15 protein-coding genes are annotated in these 20,361 nt (G+C 56.6%); 9 read left to right on the forward strand and 6 right to left on the reverse strand.

From position 1 onward, the window contains the following. Window positions 1-237 precede the first annotated feature (237 nt). The 3 genes from AAFN83_RS10385 (at window position 238) to AAFN83_RS10395 (ending at window position 6,296) form a co-directional block, all read left to right on the forward strand. On the forward strand, window positions 238-4,314 hold the full coding sequence (locus AAFN83_RS10385; protein WP_347768961.1) for a glycosyl hydrolase 53 family protein: 4,077 nt from the start codon (window positions 238-240) through the stop codon (window positions 4,312-4,314). A 200-nt stretch (window positions 4,315-4,514) separates the two neighbouring features. Continuing rightward, window positions 4,515-4,640 (forward strand): hypothetical protein, encoded by a 126-nt coding sequence (locus AAFN83_RS10390; protein ID WP_347768963.1) that lies wholly within the window; start codon window positions 4,515-4,517, stop codon window positions 4,638-4,640. A 66-nt stretch (window positions 4,641-4,706) separates the two neighbouring features. Next, window positions 4,707-6,296, forward strand: coding sequence for a M3 family oligoendopeptidase (locus tag AAFN83_RS10395; protein WP_347768965.1), 1,590 nt, complete (start codon window positions 4,707-4,709; stop codon window positions 6,294-6,296). 106 nt (window positions 6,297-6,402) lie between these two features. Here AAFN83_RS10395 and AAFN83_RS10400 read toward each other — a convergent pair whose 3' ends face one another. After that, window positions 6,403-7,464, reverse strand: a complete 1,062-nt coding sequence (locus tag AAFN83_RS10400) for a bifunctional transcriptional activator/DNA repair enzyme AdaA (protein WP_347768967.1) — start codon at window positions 7,462-7,464, stop codon at window positions 6,403-6,405. Window positions 7,465-7,657: 193 nt separating this feature from the next. Between AAFN83_RS10400 and AAFN83_RS10405 the strand changes: the two genes are divergently transcribed. Further along, entirely contained in the window at window positions 7,658-8,659 is a 1,002-nt protein-coding gene (locus AAFN83_RS10405; protein ID WP_347768969.1) for a hypothetical protein, read from the forward strand. 106 nt (window positions 8,660-8,765) lie between these two features. Here AAFN83_RS10405 and AAFN83_RS10410 read toward each other — a convergent pair whose 3' ends face one another. The 5 genes from AAFN83_RS10410 to AAFN83_RS10430 form a co-directional block, all read right to left on the reverse strand. Further along, window positions 8,766-10,286: a sensor domain-containing diguanylate cyclase gene (locus AAFN83_RS10410; protein WP_347768971.1), complete on the reverse strand. Its 1,521-nt coding sequence runs from the start codon at window positions 10,284-10,286 to the stop codon at window positions 8,766-8,768. 181 nt (window positions 10,287-10,467) lie between these two features. Further along, complete coding sequence (locus tag AAFN83_RS10415) at window positions 10,468-11,748, reverse strand: M48 family metallopeptidase (protein ID WP_347768973.1); 1,281 nt, start codon at window positions 11,746-11,748, stop codon at window positions 10,468-10,470. A gap of 84 nt (window positions 11,749-11,832) precedes the next feature. Next, window positions 11,833-12,315: a DUF2798 domain-containing protein gene (locus AAFN83_RS10420; RefSeq protein ID WP_347768975.1), complete on the reverse strand. Its 483-nt coding sequence runs from the start codon at window positions 12,313-12,315 to the stop codon at window positions 11,833-11,835. A 269-nt stretch (window positions 12,316-12,584) separates the two neighbouring features. Beyond that, on the reverse strand, window positions 12,585-13,994 hold the full coding sequence (locus tag AAFN83_RS10425) for a sensor histidine kinase (RefSeq protein ID WP_347768977.1): 1,410 nt from the start codon (window positions 13,992-13,994) through the stop codon (window positions 12,585-12,587). Further along, on the reverse strand, window positions 13,994-14,671 hold the full coding sequence (locus tag AAFN83_RS10430) for a response regulator transcription factor (RefSeq protein WP_347768979.1): 678 nt from the start codon (window positions 14,669-14,671) through the stop codon (window positions 13,994-13,996). The genes AAFN83_RS10425 and AAFN83_RS10430 overlap by 1 nt, the downstream gene beginning before the upstream one ends. Before the next feature lie 484 nt (window positions 14,672-15,155). On the opposite strand from AAFN83_RS10430, the gene AAFN83_RS10435 reads away from it, so the two are divergent. From AAFN83_RS10435 to AAFN83_RS10455, 5 genes are all read left to right on the forward strand, one after another. Further along, window positions 15,156-15,899, forward strand: a complete 744-nt coding sequence (locus tag AAFN83_RS10435) for a polyphosphate polymerase domain-containing protein (RefSeq protein ID WP_347768981.1) — start codon at window positions 15,156-15,158, stop codon at window positions 15,897-15,899. After that, on the forward strand, window positions 15,892-16,575 hold the full coding sequence (locus AAFN83_RS10440; RefSeq protein ID WP_347768983.1) for a DUF4956 domain-containing protein: 684 nt from the start codon (window positions 15,892-15,894) through the stop codon (window positions 16,573-16,575). Before AAFN83_RS10435 ends, AAFN83_RS10440 begins: the two co-directional genes overlap by 8 nt. Window positions 16,576-16,622: 47 nt before the next feature. Continuing rightward, a complete protein-coding gene (locus AAFN83_RS10445; RefSeq protein ID WP_347768985.1) occupies window positions 16,623-18,794 on the forward strand; it encodes a carbohydrate-binding domain-containing protein in 2,172 nt (723 codons plus the stop codon). Between the two features lie 249 nt (window positions 18,795-19,043). Next, complete coding sequence (locus tag AAFN83_RS10450) at window positions 19,044-19,709, forward strand: YdeI/OmpD-associated family protein (protein WP_347768987.1); 666 nt, start codon at window positions 19,044-19,046, stop codon at window positions 19,707-19,709. A 40-nt stretch (window positions 19,710-19,749) separates the two neighbouring features. Next, window positions 19,750-20,187, forward strand: coding sequence for a DUF1801 domain-containing protein (locus AAFN83_RS10455; protein WP_347768989.1), 438 nt, complete (start codon window positions 19,750-19,752; stop codon window positions 20,185-20,187). Window positions 20,188-20,361 lie beyond the last annotated feature (174 nt).

The raw sequence follows: 20,361 nt of genomic DNA on the forward strand, positions 1-20,361 counted from the left end.
GAGAGGGCCTTCCATATGGAGGGCCCTCTTTTTCGGACTGCAGGCAGCCGCTCCCGGAGCAACTGGCTGAGACATCCAGAATCCCCTACTATAAATCGTTGAATACGTATATATATTTTGAAAATCGCCCTTGCTATTCTTTTGTAAGGGCTTACATTTCTTCTGCTTCAAGTGGAGGGAAGCCCTAACCGGTTCAAGGCTTTCAACCATGACAAGAAGCAGGAGAGTGATCGGTGAATGAGGAGAACAAGCAAGAGGTTGGCATCGCTGGCAATAGCGTTGTTGTTGGCGGTAAGCTCGCTGCCCTTCCGCACGGGGCAGGCCTTGGCGGTGGAAGAACCGCCCTCGTCGGTTGTGAACAGCGGATTCGAAAGTGATTTTTGGTCGGATGGCTCCTGGGAAGTGAGCGCGTCAGACGCGACTTACCTGGACATCAAGCCATTTGCGTATGCGGATGACCAATGGATGACGCCGGACGAAGGCGCGCAAGCCTTCAAGTATTGGATTAAGGACGGGGCTCCGGCCCATACGGCCTTTACCGTCAAGCAGACCCTCGCCAAACTTCCAGCGGGGAGCTATGAGCTAACGGTGAACTCGATGGGAGGAGCCGGGACTGAGGCGGGGAACGTTCGCTTGTTCGCCGGTTCGAGCACCGGTGCCACCGTGGCGACGACGGGCTACAACGCATGGGGAACAGTCAAGCTGAGCTTCGAGCTAAGCGGGGAGACAACCAATGTCTCCATCGGGGCAGAGATCAGCGGTCAGGCTAAGGCGTGGGGTTATCTCGACCGCGTCACGCTTAAGAAAATCGGTGGAGAAACCGCTCAGCCGGTAGCAGCGGACATCTTCGTCAAGAAGGTAGAGGGGCTCTCCTCCGATTTCATCAAGGGCGTGGACGTCTCCAGCATCCTGTCGTTGGAGAAGAGCGGGGTTCGCTTCTATAACGAAGCGGGGCAAGAGCAGGATCTGTTCCAAACGCTTAGCGAGTCCGGGGTTAACTACGTCCGCGTGCGCATATGGAACGATCCCTTTGATTCGGCAGGTCGCGGCTACGGCGGCGGCGACAACGATCTGGCCGCGGCGATTGCGATCGGCAAGAGGGCAACCGCGAACGGGATGAAGCTGTTGGTCGACTTCCACTATTCCGACTTCTGGGCGGATCCGGCCAAGCAGCAGGTCCCCAAAGCGTGGGCCAACCTGAGCTTTGAGGAGAAGAAGACGGCCGTTTATGAGTACACACGAGACAGCCTTCAAGCGATGAAGGCCGAAGGCATCGCCATCGGCATGGTGCAGGTAGGGAACGAGACGAACGGCAAGTTTATCGGCGAGTCCGACATGGCGAAGATGAGCGAGCTGTTCAACCAGGGCAGCAAAGCGATTCGCGAGGTGGATCCCTCGATCCTCATCGCCTTGCATTTTACGAATCCAGAGAAATCAGGCCGTTATGCCGGGTACGCGAAGACACTGGCGGACAATAAGGTCGATTACGACGTCTTTGCCAGCTCGTACTATCCGTTCTGGCATGGAACGCTGGGCAATCTCACCTCGGTTTTGAAGCAGGTCGCAGATACGTACGGCAAGAAGGTCATGGTCGCGGAGACGTCCTATGCCTATACCGCTGAGGATGGAGACGGGCACGATAACACCGCTCCGAAGAGCTCCGGCCAAACGTTGGATTATCCGATCACGGTTCAAGGCCAGGCCACCTCGCTGCGCAATGTAATCGAGGCGGTTGCGAATGTTGGCTCGGCGGGGCTCGGGGTCTTTTACTGGGAGCCGGCCTGGCTGCCGGTAGGACCGAAGGAAAATCTCGAGAACAACAAGCTCCTCTGGGAGCGAGACGGCTCGGGCTGGGCCTCCAGCTATGCGGCGGAATATGACCCGCATGACGCCGGCGAATGGTTTGGCGGCAGTGCAGTGGATAATCAGGCGCTGTTTGATTTCCACGGACACCCGCTCCCTTCGCTCAAGGTGTTCCAGTATGTGAATACAGGTGCTGTAGCGCCCCTTGCCATTGACCAGATCAAGGAGGTCGCGGTGTCCGCTGTCGCGGGAGAATCGGTTTCGCTGCCAACCACCGTGGAAGTGATCTATAACGATGGCAGCAAAGGGACCCTCGCGGTAACGTGGGACCAAACGGCTTTCAACCAAGCGATAAGCAAAGGAGCTGGGGAATACGTCATTCCCGGGGTGGTCGAGGGCGGCAAGGCCGTACAGGCTCACCTGACGATCAAAAAAGCCAATTACGCGGTCAACGGAAGCTTTGAGAGCAGCGACCGCAGCATGTGGAAAATCACGTACGGGGAAGGAACAACCCCGCACACGGACTATCAGAACAAAGCAGCGGATGCCAAGACCGGGAAGTTCACCCTGCACTTCTATTCGGCAGCGAAGGTGGACTTCCGCGTCGAGCAGACCATCACCGGCCTCAAGCCGGGCTACTACACCCTCTCGATGTTCATTCAAGGCGGAGATGCAGGCACCTCCGATATGCAGCTCTACGCTGTAACAGGGGGCAAAGAATCGAAAGTCGCCACCGGGGTGAAGGGGTGGACGCAATGGAACAATCCCGAGCTGTCGAACATCCTCGTAGAGGACGGGACGCTGACCATCGGTGCAAGCATCAAGGCCTCCGGCGGAGCATGGGGAACGCTGGACGATTTCTACCTGAGCCTAGACAAGGAGGTGACTCCGGCAACGCCAACGCCAGACCCGTCGACGGAGCCTACTCCGACTCCATCGACAGACCCGACACCAACTCCGTCAACAGAGCCGACTGCGGCCCCGTCGGCAGATCCAACTCCGACGCCAACACCAACGCCGGAGCCAACTGCTTCTGCAGAACCTTCGGCAACGCCAAGCACCACCCCGGATCCTACGCCATCTCCATCGGCGTCCTCCACTCCGGAGCCAACATCGACGGTGACGCCAACACCGGGTCCGACGGCGTCCTCGCCAACGCCAAGCTCGGTGACCGAGCAGCTTCCGGTTGCGGTAGATAGCAGCCAAACGGGCAGTCAACAGGTGGAGGGTTTGACCCTTACCCGGACGACCCAAGCGAATGGAACGCAAAAGGATCAATTGGAACTGTCCGCAGACAAGACACAGGATGCGGTGAAGAAGGCGCAAGCAGCTGGACTCGATGCGATTCGGGTGAACCTGCCTGATCCGAACGATAAGGTTGCCGAGCTGAATGTGAAGCTCACCAAGGAATCCTTGAAGTCGCTGGCTTCCGGCAGCCTGAAGCTGGAACTCTTCACGGCCCATGCACAGGTCATTCTGCCGAAGGAGACACTCAGCAAGCTGGATACAGACTATCAAATCAAGCTGACTCCTGTGAAGACAGCGGATGGTATCAAGGCCGCAGAGGAGCGGGCGAAGAAGGACACAGCCGTACAAGCGGCGGCGGGGACCGGAGCCGTGACGGTTATCGGGCGTCCCGTTTCCATTGAAACGGATATTCAAGGGCAAGGAGTCGACCTCGTCTTCCCGCTTCCTGCCAGCGCTCTGCCTAAGGGCGAAGCGGCTCGCCAAGCCTTCCTCTCCAGCTTGGCCGTCTACATCGAGCATAGCGACGGCGAGAAGGAGCTGGTGCGGCCTACCGTGGTCTCCTATTCCGGGGATACGCTCGGCTTGGCCATTCGCGTAACGAAGTTCAGCACCTTTACCTTGCTGAACATCGAGAAGCTGGCCGCGAACGGAGAGGAAGCAGCGAAGCACACCGCGTATCTCCAAGGCTACCCGGACGGAACCCTCCGCCCGGATCAGGCGATGACGAGAGCGGAGGTCGCGACGGTACTGACCCGGATTTCGGCGGGCCAAGCCGCAGGGCCAGCGCCTCTCTTTGCAGACCAAGCCGGCTTCGGCTGGGCGAAGGATGCGATTCTCAATGTGAGTGCCGCCGGGCTGATGAACGGCTACCCGGATGGCCGCTTCGGCCCGAACCGGTCCATGACGAGAGCCGAGCTGGCGACCATTGTAGCTCGCTGGATGAATCTGAGCGGAGAGACAACCGCCTCCTTCTCGGATACGGATGGACATTGGGCTGAATCGAGCATCGGCCTCGTGCAAAAGGCGGGCTACCTGCTCGGACTGCCGGACGGAAGCTTCCAACCGGATCGCCCCGTTACCCGTGCGGAGGTGGCGACCCTCGTGAATCGTGTGCTGAAGAGAGGCCCGCTGTTCGGCATCTTGAGTCCCACTTGGTCTGATGTGCTGCCGAGTCACTGGGCATACGGCGACATAGAAGAAGCCACGGTTAACCATCGCTATACGGAGCGGGTGAACGGTGGGGAGCAGCTTGTAAGCGAGTAAGCCGCCTTTTCCCAGATAGTAGGATGCAGCCAAAGCAAGCTCAGAAGCCGCCATATGGCGGCTTCTTTGCATGATTACACCCGGTCGGGCTACTGGCACAGAGCTGGAAAGGTTCGTTAAAGGAAAAGTAAGGCTATCTTTCTGGGGGCGAACCCGCAACAATAGAGGAACAAACATCGAAACGTGAGGAGTTGGCCGTCGTGGACTTAACCTGGGAGCTGGAGAGTCTCTATCCTTCCTTTCAATCAGAATCCTTCCATCGGGATTTCCTGCAGGCAGAGAAGCTGGCTGAGGAACTAAAGAGCTGGGCGGAAGCACATTTTTAGGAGGGGAAGGAGGAGGCTGCCTCGTCTACACGGGAGTTTCTGCAGAGGGTTGATGCTTACCAACGCTTGTACCTGAAGCTGTTCAGCTACTCGGAATTGTGCTTCAGCCTGGACAGCAGCAACGAGGAAGCGATGAATCGGATGGATGAGTTAGAAGCCTTGTCCTCGAGTGCGCAAGAAGCGCAAGCCCATTTCAAGAAGTGGTTGGCGGAGTTCAGCGAGCATGAGCTGGAGAGAGTCGCGGGCGCGGATGCCTATCTTGCCCAACATGCGTTCTATCTTCGCGAGCTGCGAGAACAGGCGCAGCATGTGTTAAGCGAGGAAGCCGAAGCCATCCTGGGTAAGCTGCAGCAATCCGGCTCCAAAGCATGGGAGAAGCTCTACATGCGCACCGTGTCAACGCTTCGGATTGAAGCCGAATGGGGCGGAGAGTCGCGGAGCCTTTCTTTGTCCGATATCCGGGGCTTGGCGTATGATCCCGATCCCGAAGTCAGGCGCGCCGCTTATGAAGCCGAGCAGGAGGCTTGCCGAACGATTGCGGAACAAAGCGCAGCTTGTTTGAATGCCCTGTGCGGCGAGGCAGCGGCTATCTACGAGAGGAGAGGCTACTCCTCCCCGTTGCACAAAGTGCTGAGCGTATCCCGCATGGACCAGAAGACGCTGGACGTCATGATGAGGACAATTCAGGAGAGCCTCCCGATGTTCCGCAGCTACTACAAGAAAAAAGCAGAGCTGCTCGGGTACCCCGGAAAGCTGCCATTTCATGAGGTCTACGCCCCGATCAGCGGGGAGGCGGTCGAAGCCATTGCCTATGAAAAGGCAGCCGAAATCATTGAAGCAGGATTCCGATCCTTTCATTCCGAGCTCGGCGATTTTGCCCGTAAAGCGTTCCGCCAGCGATGGATTGATGCGGAGCCGCGAAGCGGGAAAGGTGCCTTTGGCATGTGTGTCGATATTTTCCCGATCGAAGAGAGCCGGATCATCACCAGCTTTACCGGTCACTCCGTGGATGTCAGCATCCTGGCTCATGAGCTCGGACACGCCTACCACAGCAGCCGATTGACCGGGCAGACGATGGTCAACACGAATTATCCAATCCCGATTGCAGAGACGGCGTCGATTTTTTGCGAGACGTTGATTAACGAGGAGATGCTCAGAACATCTACCTCGGGGGAGGCGGTGGCTCTTCTCGAACGAAGCCTCTCGGATGCTGCTTACTATATCGTGGACTTCTATGCTCGCTATTTATTTGAGACCCGGCTGTATGAAGCTCGTAAATCGGGGGCTTTGTCGGTGGAGGCCATAAATGAACTGATGAAGGATGCGATGGATGCCGCTTATGGGGACAGTGTGGTACCGGGCTCGATTCATCCTTATCAATGGATTAGCAAGCCGGGCTATTACATGGCAGGCAATGAGTATCTCAATTTCCCTTATTCGTTCGGGCTTCTCTTCTCAAAGGGGCTGTTTGCCCGGTATAAGAAACAGGGAGAAGCGTTCGTGGGGCAGTATCAGGACTTCCTCTCGGCCACGAGCACTCACTCCGTTGCAGAGGCTGCCCGACTGATGAACATCGATGTCCATTCCTCGGAATTTTGGCAGGATGCCCTCCGATTGATTGCGGGGGAGATCGAGCGATTTTCCGAGCTCTCATAAGGGACGGGGTGAATACCCGGAGTAGCTGATTTTCGATCAGAAACAGCTCTTGGATCGGACAAGGGCTGTTTTTTTGCGAGGATGAGGGAAAACGGCTACATCACCTTCATTCCAATGGTTCCGGTGCCCCCTCTCCTCTTTCGTGGGCCAGGAGCCATTCTTTGCGTCGCAGGCCGCCTCCATACCCGCCCAACTCTCCATCCGAGTTGATCACCCGGTGGCAGGGAATGACGATCGCCAGTTGATTGGCCCCGTTCGCCTGAGCGACCGCCCGGTAAGCGGTGGGCTTGCCGAGGAAGCGGGCGAGGTCGGCATAGGAGCGGGTCTCTCCGGAAGGGATAGCACGGAGCGCATCCCACACGAGGGCTTGAAAGGGCGAACCTACATAGCGAAGCGGGGTGGCAAAGGTCGTTAGGGCTCCTTCGAAATAGAGCTGCAGCTCCGTTTGGATGGAACGAATCGGTTCGGTTTCTCCCGGCAGGATGGCGGCTTTCAACCACTTGCGAAGCCGCTCAATCTCTCGCTCCAGACCGCGCCGATCCACAAACTCCAGCAGGTAGAGGGCCTCTTCATCGGCGATGGCCATCATCGGACCAAGCGGTGTGTCGAGCCAGGATGCCTTAAGGGCAAGGCCGTTGTCAAAGCGAGTCGGGGCCGCGCCGAGCGTGCGCGAGAAGGCATCGCGAAAGCCGCTGCTTGACTCGTAGCCGGATGCGAGTTGGGTTTGAATAATGGATTCCCCCGATCGAATTTGTTTCAGTGCCAGCCCCATTCGGCGAGCCCGCGCGTATTCCACGAAGGTCATGCCAAACCGCCTCTTGAATTGACGGCGAGCGGTGGATTCATCGATGGACAGCGCCTTGAAATCCTGGCCCGTCCACCGTTTCTCCGGATTGCGTTCCACTGCCTCTACCAACTGGCGAATTTGATCCGACACGTGGTTGGGATGAGACAGCGGGCGGCACCGCTGACAGGGACGGTAGGAAGCGAGCAGCGCTTGCTGAGCATTAGCGAAGAACTCGCAGTTTTCGAATTTGGGCTTTCGTGCGGGGCAAGTCGGACGGCAAAAGACACCGGTCGTCTTTACTCCAACGTAGAAGACGCCCTCGTACTCCGTTTTTTTCTCCAGAAGGGCCTCGTAAAATTCATGGTTGCGGTTGTTCGGCATCTCGTCTCCCCCTCTTTCTCCAGAACGATTTGTAAGGCCTACCCTTAGTATAGCCTCTCCATTCCTGACCCGTAGCCGAAAATCAGGCGTTGATTTTTTGCAGAAGAAGGCGCGCAGGAGATTTCCTTTCTTGGGTCGAATAGGAAAAAGGTGGTGAAAAGAGAGCGAATTTGATGGGAACGGAGCTGGAGCGATGATTAGCGGGAAGAAGGAGCAGATTTCGAACAATCTTGAGTTATGGGAACGAGATGGTGTTGAGGTTGAGCTGAAGGAATGGCAGGGCCGTGACGCCCTCTACCTGGAGGGGATACACAAAGCCATTTTCCTGCGGGAGGCGATCTCCTATCCGGCCTATCGGTTTACGGCAGAGGTCGCGATCCCTGGCGATGTCGCCTTTGCCGGCCTGGTTTTCGGAGCACAGGATTCCGATAACTACGAGCTGGTCTATCTGGCACCTTATGAAATTCAATATGACCCGATTCAAAACGGTTCGATGACCTGGCAGATCCATAACGGCCCGGCCTATCAGAAGCCGCTCCCGAATACAACCGGGGTTTGGCAGACGCTTACCGTCGAGGTTCAGCCGGGCGGAGCTCGTGTTTTCTTCGGTGAGGACGCACAAGAAGCGGCGCTTACACTCCCAAATCTGCAGCATGGCGGCAAACCGGGCAAGGTGGGGCTTTGGAGCTACCTCCCCTGCTATTTTCGGAACCTGGTCATCGAAGAGATTCCGCAGCAGCAGCTTCTTCCTTCACAGGAGGTGGGGCTGGCCGGGCTACAAGCCGAATCCTTTGTGACGGAGTGGCAGGTATCCGCCCCTTACCAAGGTGAATCGGTCGAGCCGCAGGAATGGAACAAGGCCTTCGTCAATGAAGACGGTACGTTAAATCTGAACCGCCTATATCGCGCGGAAAAGGGTGCGGTGGTTCAGTTATCCAGCGGCGTGGAGCTGGAGGAAGAACGGGAATCGGTGTTGACCCTCGGCTACAGCGATGCCATTCGGCTCTGGGTGAATGAGGAGGAGGTCTACAGCGGGAGCTGGCGGTGGAATCCTCCCCATTCCGACGGCCGGGTTCGTCCGACTCATGCCAGCGTGCCGATTCGCTGGAAGAAGGGGCACAATTCGATCCGAGCGGAGCTTACCCACGAGGAACCCTTTGGCTGGGGCTTGGCGGTTCGAACCGGTCTGAACTAGAGCGTATCCTTCGTCCACAGCGAGAACGGTCATACTCATAGAAAAAACGAAAGAAGGCGTCTTCTTCCTCAGCGGAAGGGAGACGCCTTTTTAGGATAAACACGAGCTAGTCAGCATGATGTTCATAGCGCAGCCGTTTCATTTCAAACATGGAATGGTCAGCAGCGTGCACAAGTGTTTGGATATCCGATCCATCTGCCGGGTAGAAGCTGGTGCCGATGCTCACGCCCAGTTGGGTGGCTCCGAAGCGAACGGTAAAGCCTGCGTATTCCTCCTGAATGCGTTGGACCAGCTCCGCCACTTCCTGCTGAGAAGGGCTGCGAACAAACAGGACAAACTCATCGCCTCCAAGCCGGGCCGCCATACCGCGGCCCTGAACTCGCTCGGACAGGATGCGTGCGACTTCCTTGATGGCTTCGTCGCCGAAGCGGTGGCCGAGGGTGTCGTTCAGCCACTTCAGCTTGTCCAGGTCGATCAGGAGGAGGGCAAGCGTCTCGCCCTTGTCCCGGCTGTCCGCGAGGACCTGCTCCAAGCGGCTGTAAAAGTATTTGCGGTTGGCGAGACGGGTCAGCGAGTCGTGATACGCCAGGAATTCGATCTCCTCTCGCTGCAGCCTTTCCACCGTGATGTCGCGCAGGATAAGCAGGATATGCCGTTCATTTTCAATCCAGAGGTAGCCTCCGTTCAATACCAGGTGGAGCGGGTACCGGTCAAGCCTCACCGTGGTTTCCACTTGGAGGAGCTCCTCCTCCGCCTCGAAGCGGGCTTTCACGTCCGGTGGAAGCAGCGAAAAGAACTGCTTCGGCTTTACCCGAAAGGACGCGAAGAATTTCATCGCGGCTGGATTTGCATTCTTTAGGTTTCCTTCCTCATCGAGAAGCAGGATCAAATCCGGGTTCAATTGGAACAGCCTCTCAAAGCGCTTGTCGTATTGGACGAGAAAGTTGTGAGCCCTCATCGCCCGCTGCAGATAGAAGCACCAGATGATCCCGCAGTACAGGTAAGGATACGGAGGTAAGGAGGCCCCGAATGAAAGGTAGCCAAATACGGAAATCCAGACAAAAGAGACAGCTGAACCGAAGACCAGCTTGCGATAGACGGAGCGGAGCTCCTGATTGGGGGCTTTTCTTTTTGCGGCCCAGAGTAAGGCAAAGAAGATGGCATGAATCAATAGACTGGCCGTGAGGCCGATATAGTACCCAGACGAGAATACAGGCATTTTCCAGGGACCCGCTTCGGTGAACTGCTCTATCGAAATGGACTCTCCCCCCGCGGCGGCCAACAGGGCAACGCCAAAGAGAGGAACGTAAAACACCCACGGATAGAGCCAGCGGGGAAACCGTTGGGAGAATCGGGTGTGCTCCATCAAGAAATGCAGCCCAAAACCAGGAAGCGTGATGCCGATCAGAGAGAACCATTGGGAGAGCATCGGGCTGTACTCGATAGATACCTGATTGCGAATGTATTCTTCCGCGAACAAAAGGAGGTAGGCGTACGCGATCAAGCTGACCAGGACGTACTCCTTTCTCTTTCGGTTGCGCAGAAGCAGATCGGTACCCGAGTAAGCGAGGTAGAGGATGGGAAGTCCGTGGGTGCAGGCGAGAAGGAGTGCATTTTGCAGCGTCATGAGATCACCTTGCCTTCCTCAGTCGCAAGAGATGGGTTATTGAACCCATTATATAGCCGATTGTAACCGGGAAGAAAGGCCTAACCTGCTGGAACAGAGCAGGCGCCTGCACGCGTCAGGTTCCTGACATCGGCAGACGCCTGTTTTCATTCCGGTAAGCATGAAGGCGATGCTTTACGCCTCAATAGCCAAGCACATTGGATCGATAGTCTTCGAGAATCAGTCTCTCGACATCGCCCTGCATCGAAAAGAGTTCTCTTTTCATACGGCGGAATTGATCATCGCTCAGCCGGTAGGCAGGCTCGCGGTCGGGAAGCGACTCCATGAAGGCAATTCGGTCTGCCGTCGGGGGATGGGTATTGTCGAGACATGACCCCTCCAGTCGGGCCGCTCTTCTCAACCGCTCATGCTCCCGTTCGGGTAAGGCTGCCGCCTGACGGGCGAATTCGTCAAGCAACGGTGAGGTGTTCCGGGTATTGATTGTCTTCCTAACACAGAACTCAAAAAGAGAGTTCAAGCTCAGTTTATGGAGCAGGCCCAGCTTGGCCTCTTTGCCCGCCCCTTCAACCGCGATCCGGTCTGCGAGGAATTCGGCACGTTGGGAGTCCAGCCAATTAAGGTGACAGAGCAGGGCTAGGAACAGATGGACGCCCTTGGAGAGAAGCAGCAGCATCAGGTTTACGGGAATCATGAACAGGATGGTGAATGAATACCCGTCACTGCCCAAGATTCGTTCCGGGCGTATGATCGAATGCCAGACCGTTAAGGTGTTGATGGCGGAGTTGAAGAACAATCCGCGGTTGGGGTCGCCATTCATCCCGTGACCGATCTCATGAGACAGCAGGGCTACCCACTCCTGCTTGTTCAAGACAGATAATAATGGAATGCCGAGGAACAGGTAGGATTTACGCCGAGGGCCATACTGCCCGAAGGCTGCGTTATAAGCAGCCCAGGGGACAATCCCGCTTACCGATCGAGCGTTAAGTGAAGCCGCGATCTCGTCCACGACTTGGTAGGTGACAGGGAACTCCTCCCGGCTGAGCGGGGTGTCCTTCATTCGGTGGAAACGCGGACGGGTCATCCAAGCCAGTAGCAGGAGAAGGGAGCCGAGTACGGCAGGAACGAGTGACAAGCGTGTAGTGTACAGCACATAAAGTCCCGCGAGCATGAGAACCAGGCTGATCAGATGAACCACCGCACACAGGAAATACATGATCAATCTTCGAAGCGAAAAAACAGGCTTTAGTTCTCCGTTCTTTATTAAAGCGGCAAGGGTGCGTCTGCCGGATGCACGTCCGGCTTTGCGGTACAGCCGTTCATAAAGGGAAAGGGGTTCTTTCACCGAAGGGTCTACGTTCCAGTCGCATTGATCACACCAGGTAACGAACCCGTGATGCTCGGGAAGAAAGGCCTTGCATTGAGGGCAGAGGCTGGCTCCGGAAGAAGAGAGAGGATGTTCCAAGGCGGCAAATTCCTTTCCAACAGGGGGATTAGGATCTAGTTCCCAGTGTAAGAGAAGGCCTCTGCGGTCGTCTACCAAATGTTTCTAATCAGCAAAAACAGTCTTCCCTTTCACCAACTTGCCGAACAGGAACCGGATGACAGGCCCCATGAGGACGAGCTGAAGGGGGATGGCCACCACGACATTTTTGAGAAAGGTAAGCAGGTAGCGAACCACGAGGGAATGTTCGGAAGAGACGCCGGTAAGCTCAGCGATTGAGAGCCCGTAAACCGACATGCAGAGGGCCATTCCGAGCACCATGCAGGTGGAGATCGCTACGATGGTTTTCCCTTTGTGGGACTTGTCGAACGGCAGGCGGAACGCGACCTTCTTCGCCGCAGGGCCGACGAGGAAGAAATCGAGGATAAAGGCGACGGAAAATCCGATCGCCAATTCGAGCAAGCCGTGGAAGAAAGAGATCGAACCGAGCGCTCCGTTCAGGGCAAGGTTATAGATTGTCATCACCGTAACCATTCCAAAGCACATCATCAGGCAAAAGCATACTTGTTCTTTCTTGGTGGAAGGCATCTTTGTTCTCCTTTTCAATTGCGGGATTCAATACTCGGATCAGTATAGAGAAGGAAGGAGGTCCTTCGTAAGTGAACAATTCGTGAACATATTGTGAACGACGAGGCGATAACCGCCATTTTCAGGAGAAGAGGCGGAAAGTGCTCTTGCAAACACGACGAGAACATGAGCACTCATCGCATAGCAAGAAGACGCTTGCCGCTCCATGAATTCGGTGGAGCGGCAAGCGTCTTTATTGAATACTCGGCGGCTTCTTCACTCGCCAGGTGTCAGCCCAGTTGAACAGTGAAGGTCGTGCTTTCCCCGACGATGCTCTTCGCAGAAATCTTCCCCTTGTGCTGTTCAACCAGCGACTTGGCGATGGCGAGGCCGAGCCCATAGCCGCCCTGCTTGCGGTTGCGGGAGGCATCCGTGCGGTAGAAACGGTCGAAGATTCGGGAGAGGTGTTCCGGCGCGATGCCGTCGCCGGTGTTGGTGACACTCAGAAGCGCCCCGTGCCCTTGGCGAGCCAGTGTGACGGACACCGTGCCGTTCGGGTTGGTGTACTTGATCGCATTGTCGAGCAGGATCAGGATGACCTGCTTGATCTGCTCGCTGCTGCCGGTCACGGTCAGCCCCGGCTCAATGGTGTAATCGAGCGACAAGGCCTTCTCGAAGATAACGGCTTCCATCGTCAGGATGATGCTTTCCACTGCCTCGCTCAGATTGAAGGGTGCATGAACGACGCCGGTTCGGGAGTCGTCGAGCTCCGTCAAGTAGAGAAGGTCGTTCGTGAGGCGGCTCATCCGCTCGGTCTCGGACTTGATGTAATGAAGCCATTTCGCCTGCTGGCGGATGGTGTCGCTCTCGTTGGTCAGCAGAACATCGGCATTGGTGCTGATGATGGAGAGCGGCGTTTTTAATTCATGCGAAGCATCTGCGATAAACTGTTTTTGCTTATTGAAGGCTTCGCGGATCGGCTCAATGGAACGGTTCGCAAAAAACCGGCTGATGCCGTAAATGACGAGCAGCATCACGAGGCCGACAGCGCTGAAGGTGTAGACCAATTTGGTGACGATCTGCTGCTGGGCGGTCACATCGAGGAAGACGTATTGATAGCCTCCTTTCGTCGGCTGAACGTCATAAGCCCAGCGGGTGCCGTCCAGCGTGAACTGACCGGTCTTGCCTCCGGAGGAGACAGCCTCCTGCAAGGCCGCCTGATAGAAGTCCTGGTCGAGGTCGAACATGGAGGCGGCACTCGTGAACGCCCGGTTCGCATCCGTCAGCACCTGGAAGTTGACCGAGCGCTCGGGCGGGGCGTCGACGCCTTTGCGATCCGGCCACGGCTTGTCGATGGGGATCGGGCCGGGGGCGCTGTTTGCGGCATCGGTGCTTGCAGCATTCGCATTCCCTGCGCTGGATGTAGCGCCGGTTCCGTTTGTGCTCCCGGCTTCGCCGGCGGTATCGGCTTGACCGGTTCCTCCTTGCCAATCTCCCTCGTTCAACCCGCTGCGGCGGCCGCCGTTCATCTCCGTCGGCGGCTTTTGATAAGCTTCGCCCAAGCGTTGCAGCTCCCGGGTGATGGTGTTATGCGTATCCCGGTACGTGATGGTGTAGATGGTGGCGAAGGCGACGAGCATCATCACCGAGATGCTGACGAGGTTGAGGAGGAGGAAGCGATTTCGCAGTTTGGTAAACATCAGGCACCTCCTTCCAGGACATAGCCGACGCCGCGAATGGTGTTGATGCGAACGGCAGAGCCGAGGAAAGTGAGCTTTTTGCGCAGAAACGAGATGTAGACCTCCACGTTGTTATGTTCCGCCTCGGAATCAAATCCCCATAGCTTCTCGATGATCTGCTCCTTGGAAGTGACCCCTTGCTTGCGCACGATCAGAAGCTCCAGAAGCTCGCTCTCCTTCAGGTTCAGCTTCATTTCCTTGCCGCTGGACGACAGCTTCAAATGAGTTGGATTTAACGAGATGTCTCCAAAGCGAAGAGTGTCGTCCTGGACTACCTCTCCCTTGCGTCGGAGGGCGGCGCGGATGCGCGCCATCAGGACCTCAGAGGAGAAAGGCTTGGCGATGTAATCGTCCGCCCCGTAATCCAGGCCGGTGACGACGTCGGACGCTTCCCCTTTTGCCGTCAGGAAGATGACGGGAGTGGAAACGCCCTGCTTGCGAAGGGCTTGCAGCACCTGCGTGCCATCCAGCTCCGGCATCATGATGTCGAGCAGGATCAGGTCGTAAATGCCGCTCAAGGCGTAATCCAGGCCGGATCGGCCATCATGCACCGCGTCGACGGAGTAGTGGTTCTTTCGAAGAATATGGGTAAGGGCTTCGGCGAGGTGAAGCTCGTCTTCCACGATGAGGATTCTCATGAGGCGTTCATCCTTTGCGGGCTCCTCGGTTCGAGGAGGAAATCGTCGATTCTTCTTTTACTATAGCCAGTTTACCTTTAGCGAACCTTAACTGTCCATGTAGCACAGGCGCTGCCGTGGAGGGCTGTGGGTGCCATAAGAGGGCTCAGTCGTTGGGGAGGGCCCTCTGCGAGTCTATAGAGGAAGGCATTTGTGAGTGTGATCGGAACGGCTGGAGATGGATGGAGCGGAGGAGAGAGAAGTTGCCGCAAGCCCGACCTTTAAAATCAAAACGCCATCCAAACAAATCGTTCAAAGCGTTTTGATTTTACCGGAGGGCGGGGGAAACTCTCTATCCGAAGCGGGGCTGCAGGGAACGGGTCCCAGCTGCTTGAACGGTGCCTTTTTCAAAAGTTAACGAATTGTAAATTCATTTAAGCTTCGCTAAAGGTTCGCCCGCTACGATACAGACAGAAACAGCGACCACCGAAAGGACGTGAACGAGATGGCCATCGAGGTTTTCAACCGTTACGAGAACAAGTATCTGATGGACACGGCCGCATACCGGAGGCTCTACCAAGACCTTCTTCACCATATGGAACCGGATGAGTACAACAAGCGGCATGAGTTCTACACCATTACGAACATCTATTATGACACCGAATGCAACACGCTGATCCGCAACAGCCTCTCGAAGCCGAAATACAAGGAAAAGCTTCGTCTCCGGTCCTACGGGACCCCAAATGCTGACTCCAAGGTCTATCTGGAGATCAAGAAAAAGGTAGTCGGATTGGTGAACAAGCGCAGAACGGCGCTCACGCTGCAAGAAGCGTACGATTTTGTTCGAACCGGGGTCGAGCCGGAGTACAAGGAGTACATGAACCGTCAGGTGCTTCACGAAATTTCCTACTTCCTGCAGCAGTACGAGCTGGTCCCGAAGGTGTACCTCTCCTATGATCGGAAGGCGATGTTTTCCCGGGAAAGCCGCGACCTTCGGATTACGTTCGATACCAACATTCGCTGCCGCCGCCATGACGTGGAGCTGGAGAAGGGCTGTTACGGAGAGCAACTCCTGGAGCCGGGGCAGTGGCTGATGGAAGTGAAGGCGGAGAACACGATTCCGCTCTGGCTGTCTCGCCTGCTCTCGGAGCACGGCCTGTACCGAACGGGCTTTTCGAAATACGGCAATGAGTACAAGAGAATGATTCGAACCCAACAGAACGAAATGGAGCGTGTCCTCTATGCTTGATTCCCTCTTCTCGGTAACCACCAGCAGCACCCTTACCTTCGGAAGCGCCATGCTGACGATTGTCGTTGCCATCCTTCTCGGCGGCCTCATCAGCTTCACCTATATGAAAACAAACGCCGGCTCGTATACCCAAAGCTTCACGCTCACCATGGTCCTGCTTCCCGCTATCGTCGCCATCATCATTCTGCTCATCGGCAGCAACATCGCCCGGGCGTTCAGCTTGGCCGGCGCCTTCTCGATCATTCGCTTCCGCAGCGCTCCCGGCGATCCCAAGGATATCACTTTCGTCCTGTTCACGATGGCGGCCGGTCTTGCTTGCGGGGTAGGGGCCTTCGGCTACGCGGCGTTCTTCACCCTCATTCTCTGTGTGCTGATGGCGGTACTGAACCAGACAAAGTTTGGCCTGCGCAAAACGGCACAGAAGACGCTCAAGGTGACCATTCCCGAAAACCTCGGCTACGAGGAGGCTTTTTCCGAGGTGTTCCAACGCTTTCAAGTCGGCTATGAGCTGAAAAAGATCCGCACCACCGAGCTCGGCAGTCTGTATGAACTCGTGTACAACGTGACGCTTCCCGAATCGGCCAACCAAAAGGAATTTCTCGATGCTATCCGCTGCCGCAACGGCAACCTGGACCTTTCGCTCACCATGACTCCTACGACCAGCGAAACCTATTAAGGGACCCGGATCTCCGGCTGCTCCCGACCCGAAAGGAACGATACCTTATGAAACCTACCTCATCGATCGGCAAGGCAGCCGCCGTCAGCCTGCTGTGCGCCGCCCTTCTCAGTGCTTGCAGCACCGGTAACAAGACCGATGCAGCCGCCGAAGCAACAACAACCGCCAAAACGGGCCAGACCGCTGGAACCGCGACTACGGCGAACGGAACAACCTCCACGGCTTCCGCACTAACGGTAACCAAGGCGGATTTGACGAAGGCCGTAACCTATGACAGCGACGATACCAACACCTCCTGGAGCGCGGACAGCTCCACCGCCATTCAACTGAACGGCAGCACCGCCACGGTGACCGGCAGCGGTGCCTCCTCCAAGGATGGCGATGTGACGATCACCAAGGCCGGAACCTATGTGATCAGTGGAAAACTAACCGATGGTCAGGTTTTTGTGAACATGGAGGGAGACGGACTCGTTCATCTGGTGCTGAATGGCGCCGAGATCACGAATACCGACAGTGCAGCGATCTTCGTGAAGAGCGCGGAGAAAACCGTGATCACACTCCAAGAAGGCACGACGAATAGTGTAACGGACGCTAAAACCTACGTGTACCCGGATTCGGAAACCGACGAGCCGAAGGCGGCGATCTACAGCAAGGATGACCTCACGTTCAACGGCACCGGTAGCCTTACGGTGACGGGCAACTACAACGACGGCATCACGGGCAAGGACGATCTGAAATTCGTCTCTGGTACGTTCTCCATTCAAGCGGCGGATGACGGAATCGTCGGCAAGGATATGGTTGCGGTGCAGGACGGGACCTTCACGATCAAGAGTGAAGGGGACGGTATCAAGTCCACCAACGATACGGACACGGATAAGGGCTTTATCGTTTTGGCGGGAGGCACCTACACCATTGAAGCCAAGAACGACGGTATCCAGGCCGAAACCTCGCTTCTGATCGAGGACGGCACGTACGATCTGCTCACTGGCGGCGGGTACACCAACGCCGAACCGAAGACGGAAGAGCGAGGCCCCGGCGGGTTCGGCATGGGACAGCCGGGAGGACGCGACCAAGCAAACGGTCAAGGAAACGGAACGCAGCAAGCGCCTCAGGCCACCGCTTCAGCAGAACCGACGGCTGCTCCTGAAACGACGTCGGGTTCGACGGATAGCGCCTCGACCGAAACGGAATCGACCAGCGCGAAGGGCGTGAAAGCGGGCGGCGGGTTGTACGTCACCGGAGGCACCTTCACCATTAACTCGGCGGATGATGCGCTGCATAGCAACAACACCGTCGACATTTCAAACGGCACTCTTACCATCGATACTGGAGATGACGGTGTCCACGGCGATTCCGTGCTCGCCATCAGCGGCGGAACGATCACCATCAAGAACAGCTACGAAGGGCTGGAGGCAGCGGATATTACGATCTCCGGAGGAGAGATTCACGTAACCGCCTCGGACGACGGCGTGAATGCAGCAGGCAACGATGAAACGAACAACAAGCTGACGGTGCAAGGCGGCTACCTGTACGTGGATGCTGGCGGCGACGGATTGGACTCTAACGGTTCGATCGTCATGACAGGCGGCACGGTTCTCGTCAACGGGCCGACGAACGATGGCAACGGCCCCCTGGACTACGACGGCACCTTTGAGCTTTCCGGCGGAACGCTGGTGGCGGCAGGAAGCTCGGGCATGGCACAGGCGACTTCGGACTCGTCCAGCCAAGCGGCGATCCTTATGACCTACCCCTCCACGCAGCAGGCGGGAACCCTCGTCCAGCTCCAGGACTCGAGCGGCAAAGCGCTCCTGACCTTCTCCCCGACGAAGGCGTATCAATCCATCGTCATCAGCACGCCGGAGCTGAAGAGCGGCGCCAGCTACACGCTTTACTCGGGCGGAACCTCCAGCGGAACAGCGAAGGATGGTCTGTACTCCGACGGAACGACGCAAGGCAGCACCAAGGTGGTCGCCTTCGATATGTCGAGCAGCGTCACCTGGCTGAATGAATCGGGCGTCACCACCGCAAAAGCCGGCTTCGGCGGTGGAGGCGGATTTGGGGGCGGCGGCCGCGGAGGCAACCCGCCCAGCGGCGACCGTCCGCAAGGAGGCGCGAACATGGGCGGGGGAACCCCTCCAGAGGGAGCTCCCGACGGCAACGGCCCCATGGGCAATGGAGAGAATCCGCCTACGGCAACCGCGAGCCCAAGCGGAACCTGATCGTAAATCACTTCGTATTCATAGCCTCACAATCAGGCTCAAAAACTCGTATCGACAGGGCGCCTTCGTCCCCATTTAGGGGAACGGGGGCGCCTTTTCATTTCGGAACGCCATGCGGACGGCGATTCCAATCCGGTACCCTTGCACTTGAAAGGACCTCGCTTTCTATTCCCCATCAAACATGGTAAGGTTGTTTAAATCGTGAATGCCGCGATCCCATGAAGAGTACCATCCAGAGGAGGTTGCATGATGTCCAAGACCATTGTGGAGAAACTGAACCTGCACAAGTTTAAGAAAACAGCCGTATTGAGCAAGCCGGAAGGCGATGACGCTCTTCGCGAACTGGCCCCGTACGAAACAGAGCTGACGGGTTCCGGCTATGACCTGATTTTTGCCTTTGTGCTGGACATGAGCGCCTTGCAGCAGCTCGTTCAGAACGTGATCCAGAGCAGCCTCCTTGTGGAGGGCGGCTACTTATACGCAGCGTATCCCAAGAAAGGGAATAAGGTGTACCCGACGTACATTCATCGAGACGAGCTCTTCGAGGGAATCGGTGCGGACGAGGAAGGGTACGTGGGGGCGAGCGATCTCAAATTTGCCCGTATGGTGGGGTATGACGAGGTCTTTACGGTGGTGGGCCTGAAGGTAGAGAAGCGAAAGCTGCAGCAGGGCACAGCCAAGCCCAGCCAGCGCGTGGGCGATTATGCCGCACTCATTCCAGAGGTGGAAAAGGACCTGAGCAGCCATCCCGAAGCACTCGCCTTTTATCAGTCGCTGACGCCGGGCTACCGCAAGGATTGGGCACGCTATGTGTACAGTGCAGTCCAGGAAGAAACCCGGGTGAAGCGCAAGGAAGAGCTGCTGGCCGCTTTGGGAGCGGGCTACAAAAGCGTCGACCTCTATCGCAAAAGATAACCCAAATCGGCTGCCCACAGGGACAGGAGAGGATCGGACCATGGCCGAGCAGAAAACGAAAGAAACAGAAGCCAGCGTGATCGAATTCGTCGAGCAGGTGGAGTCCCCCCAGAAACGTGCAGACGCCTATCGCTTGCTGGACCTCTTCCAGGAGACGACCGGCTATCCTGCGAAAATGTGGGGGCCAAGCATCATCGGGTTCGGAGCCTATCATTACAAGTATCCGTCCGGTCATGAAGGAGATGCCCCGCTCGTGGGCTTTTCCCCCCGGAAGGCAAAGATCAGCCTCTATTTCGCCACGGGGGACGAGGAGCGGGAAGCCTTGCTCAGCAAGCTAGGCAAGCACACGTCCGGCAAAGCTTGTGTGTATATCAACAAAGTGAGTGACATCCATCTGGACGTGTTGAAGGCGCTGATCCGGCAGTCGGTTGCATTCCTGCAAGAACGATATCCGGCATCCTCTAAGACCCCGCACTAACGGGTCTTTCGAGGGTGCCCTTTCTTTTGTCCGGTGAAAATGTGAACAAAATGACATGAATCATTCGTACAAAAGGGAATTAACTTATGTATAATAAGTTAAAGAGTCTCATTCTATTGAAAGCTCTTTTTTACATAACGATTATTTACATAACGATTCTTGGGAGGAAGTTCG

This window comes from Gorillibacterium sp. CAU 1737 (genome assembly GCF_039888655.1).
In the GTDB taxonomy this organism is placed as follows: Bacteria; Bacillota; Bacilli; order Paenibacillales; family NBRC-103111; genus Gorillibacterium.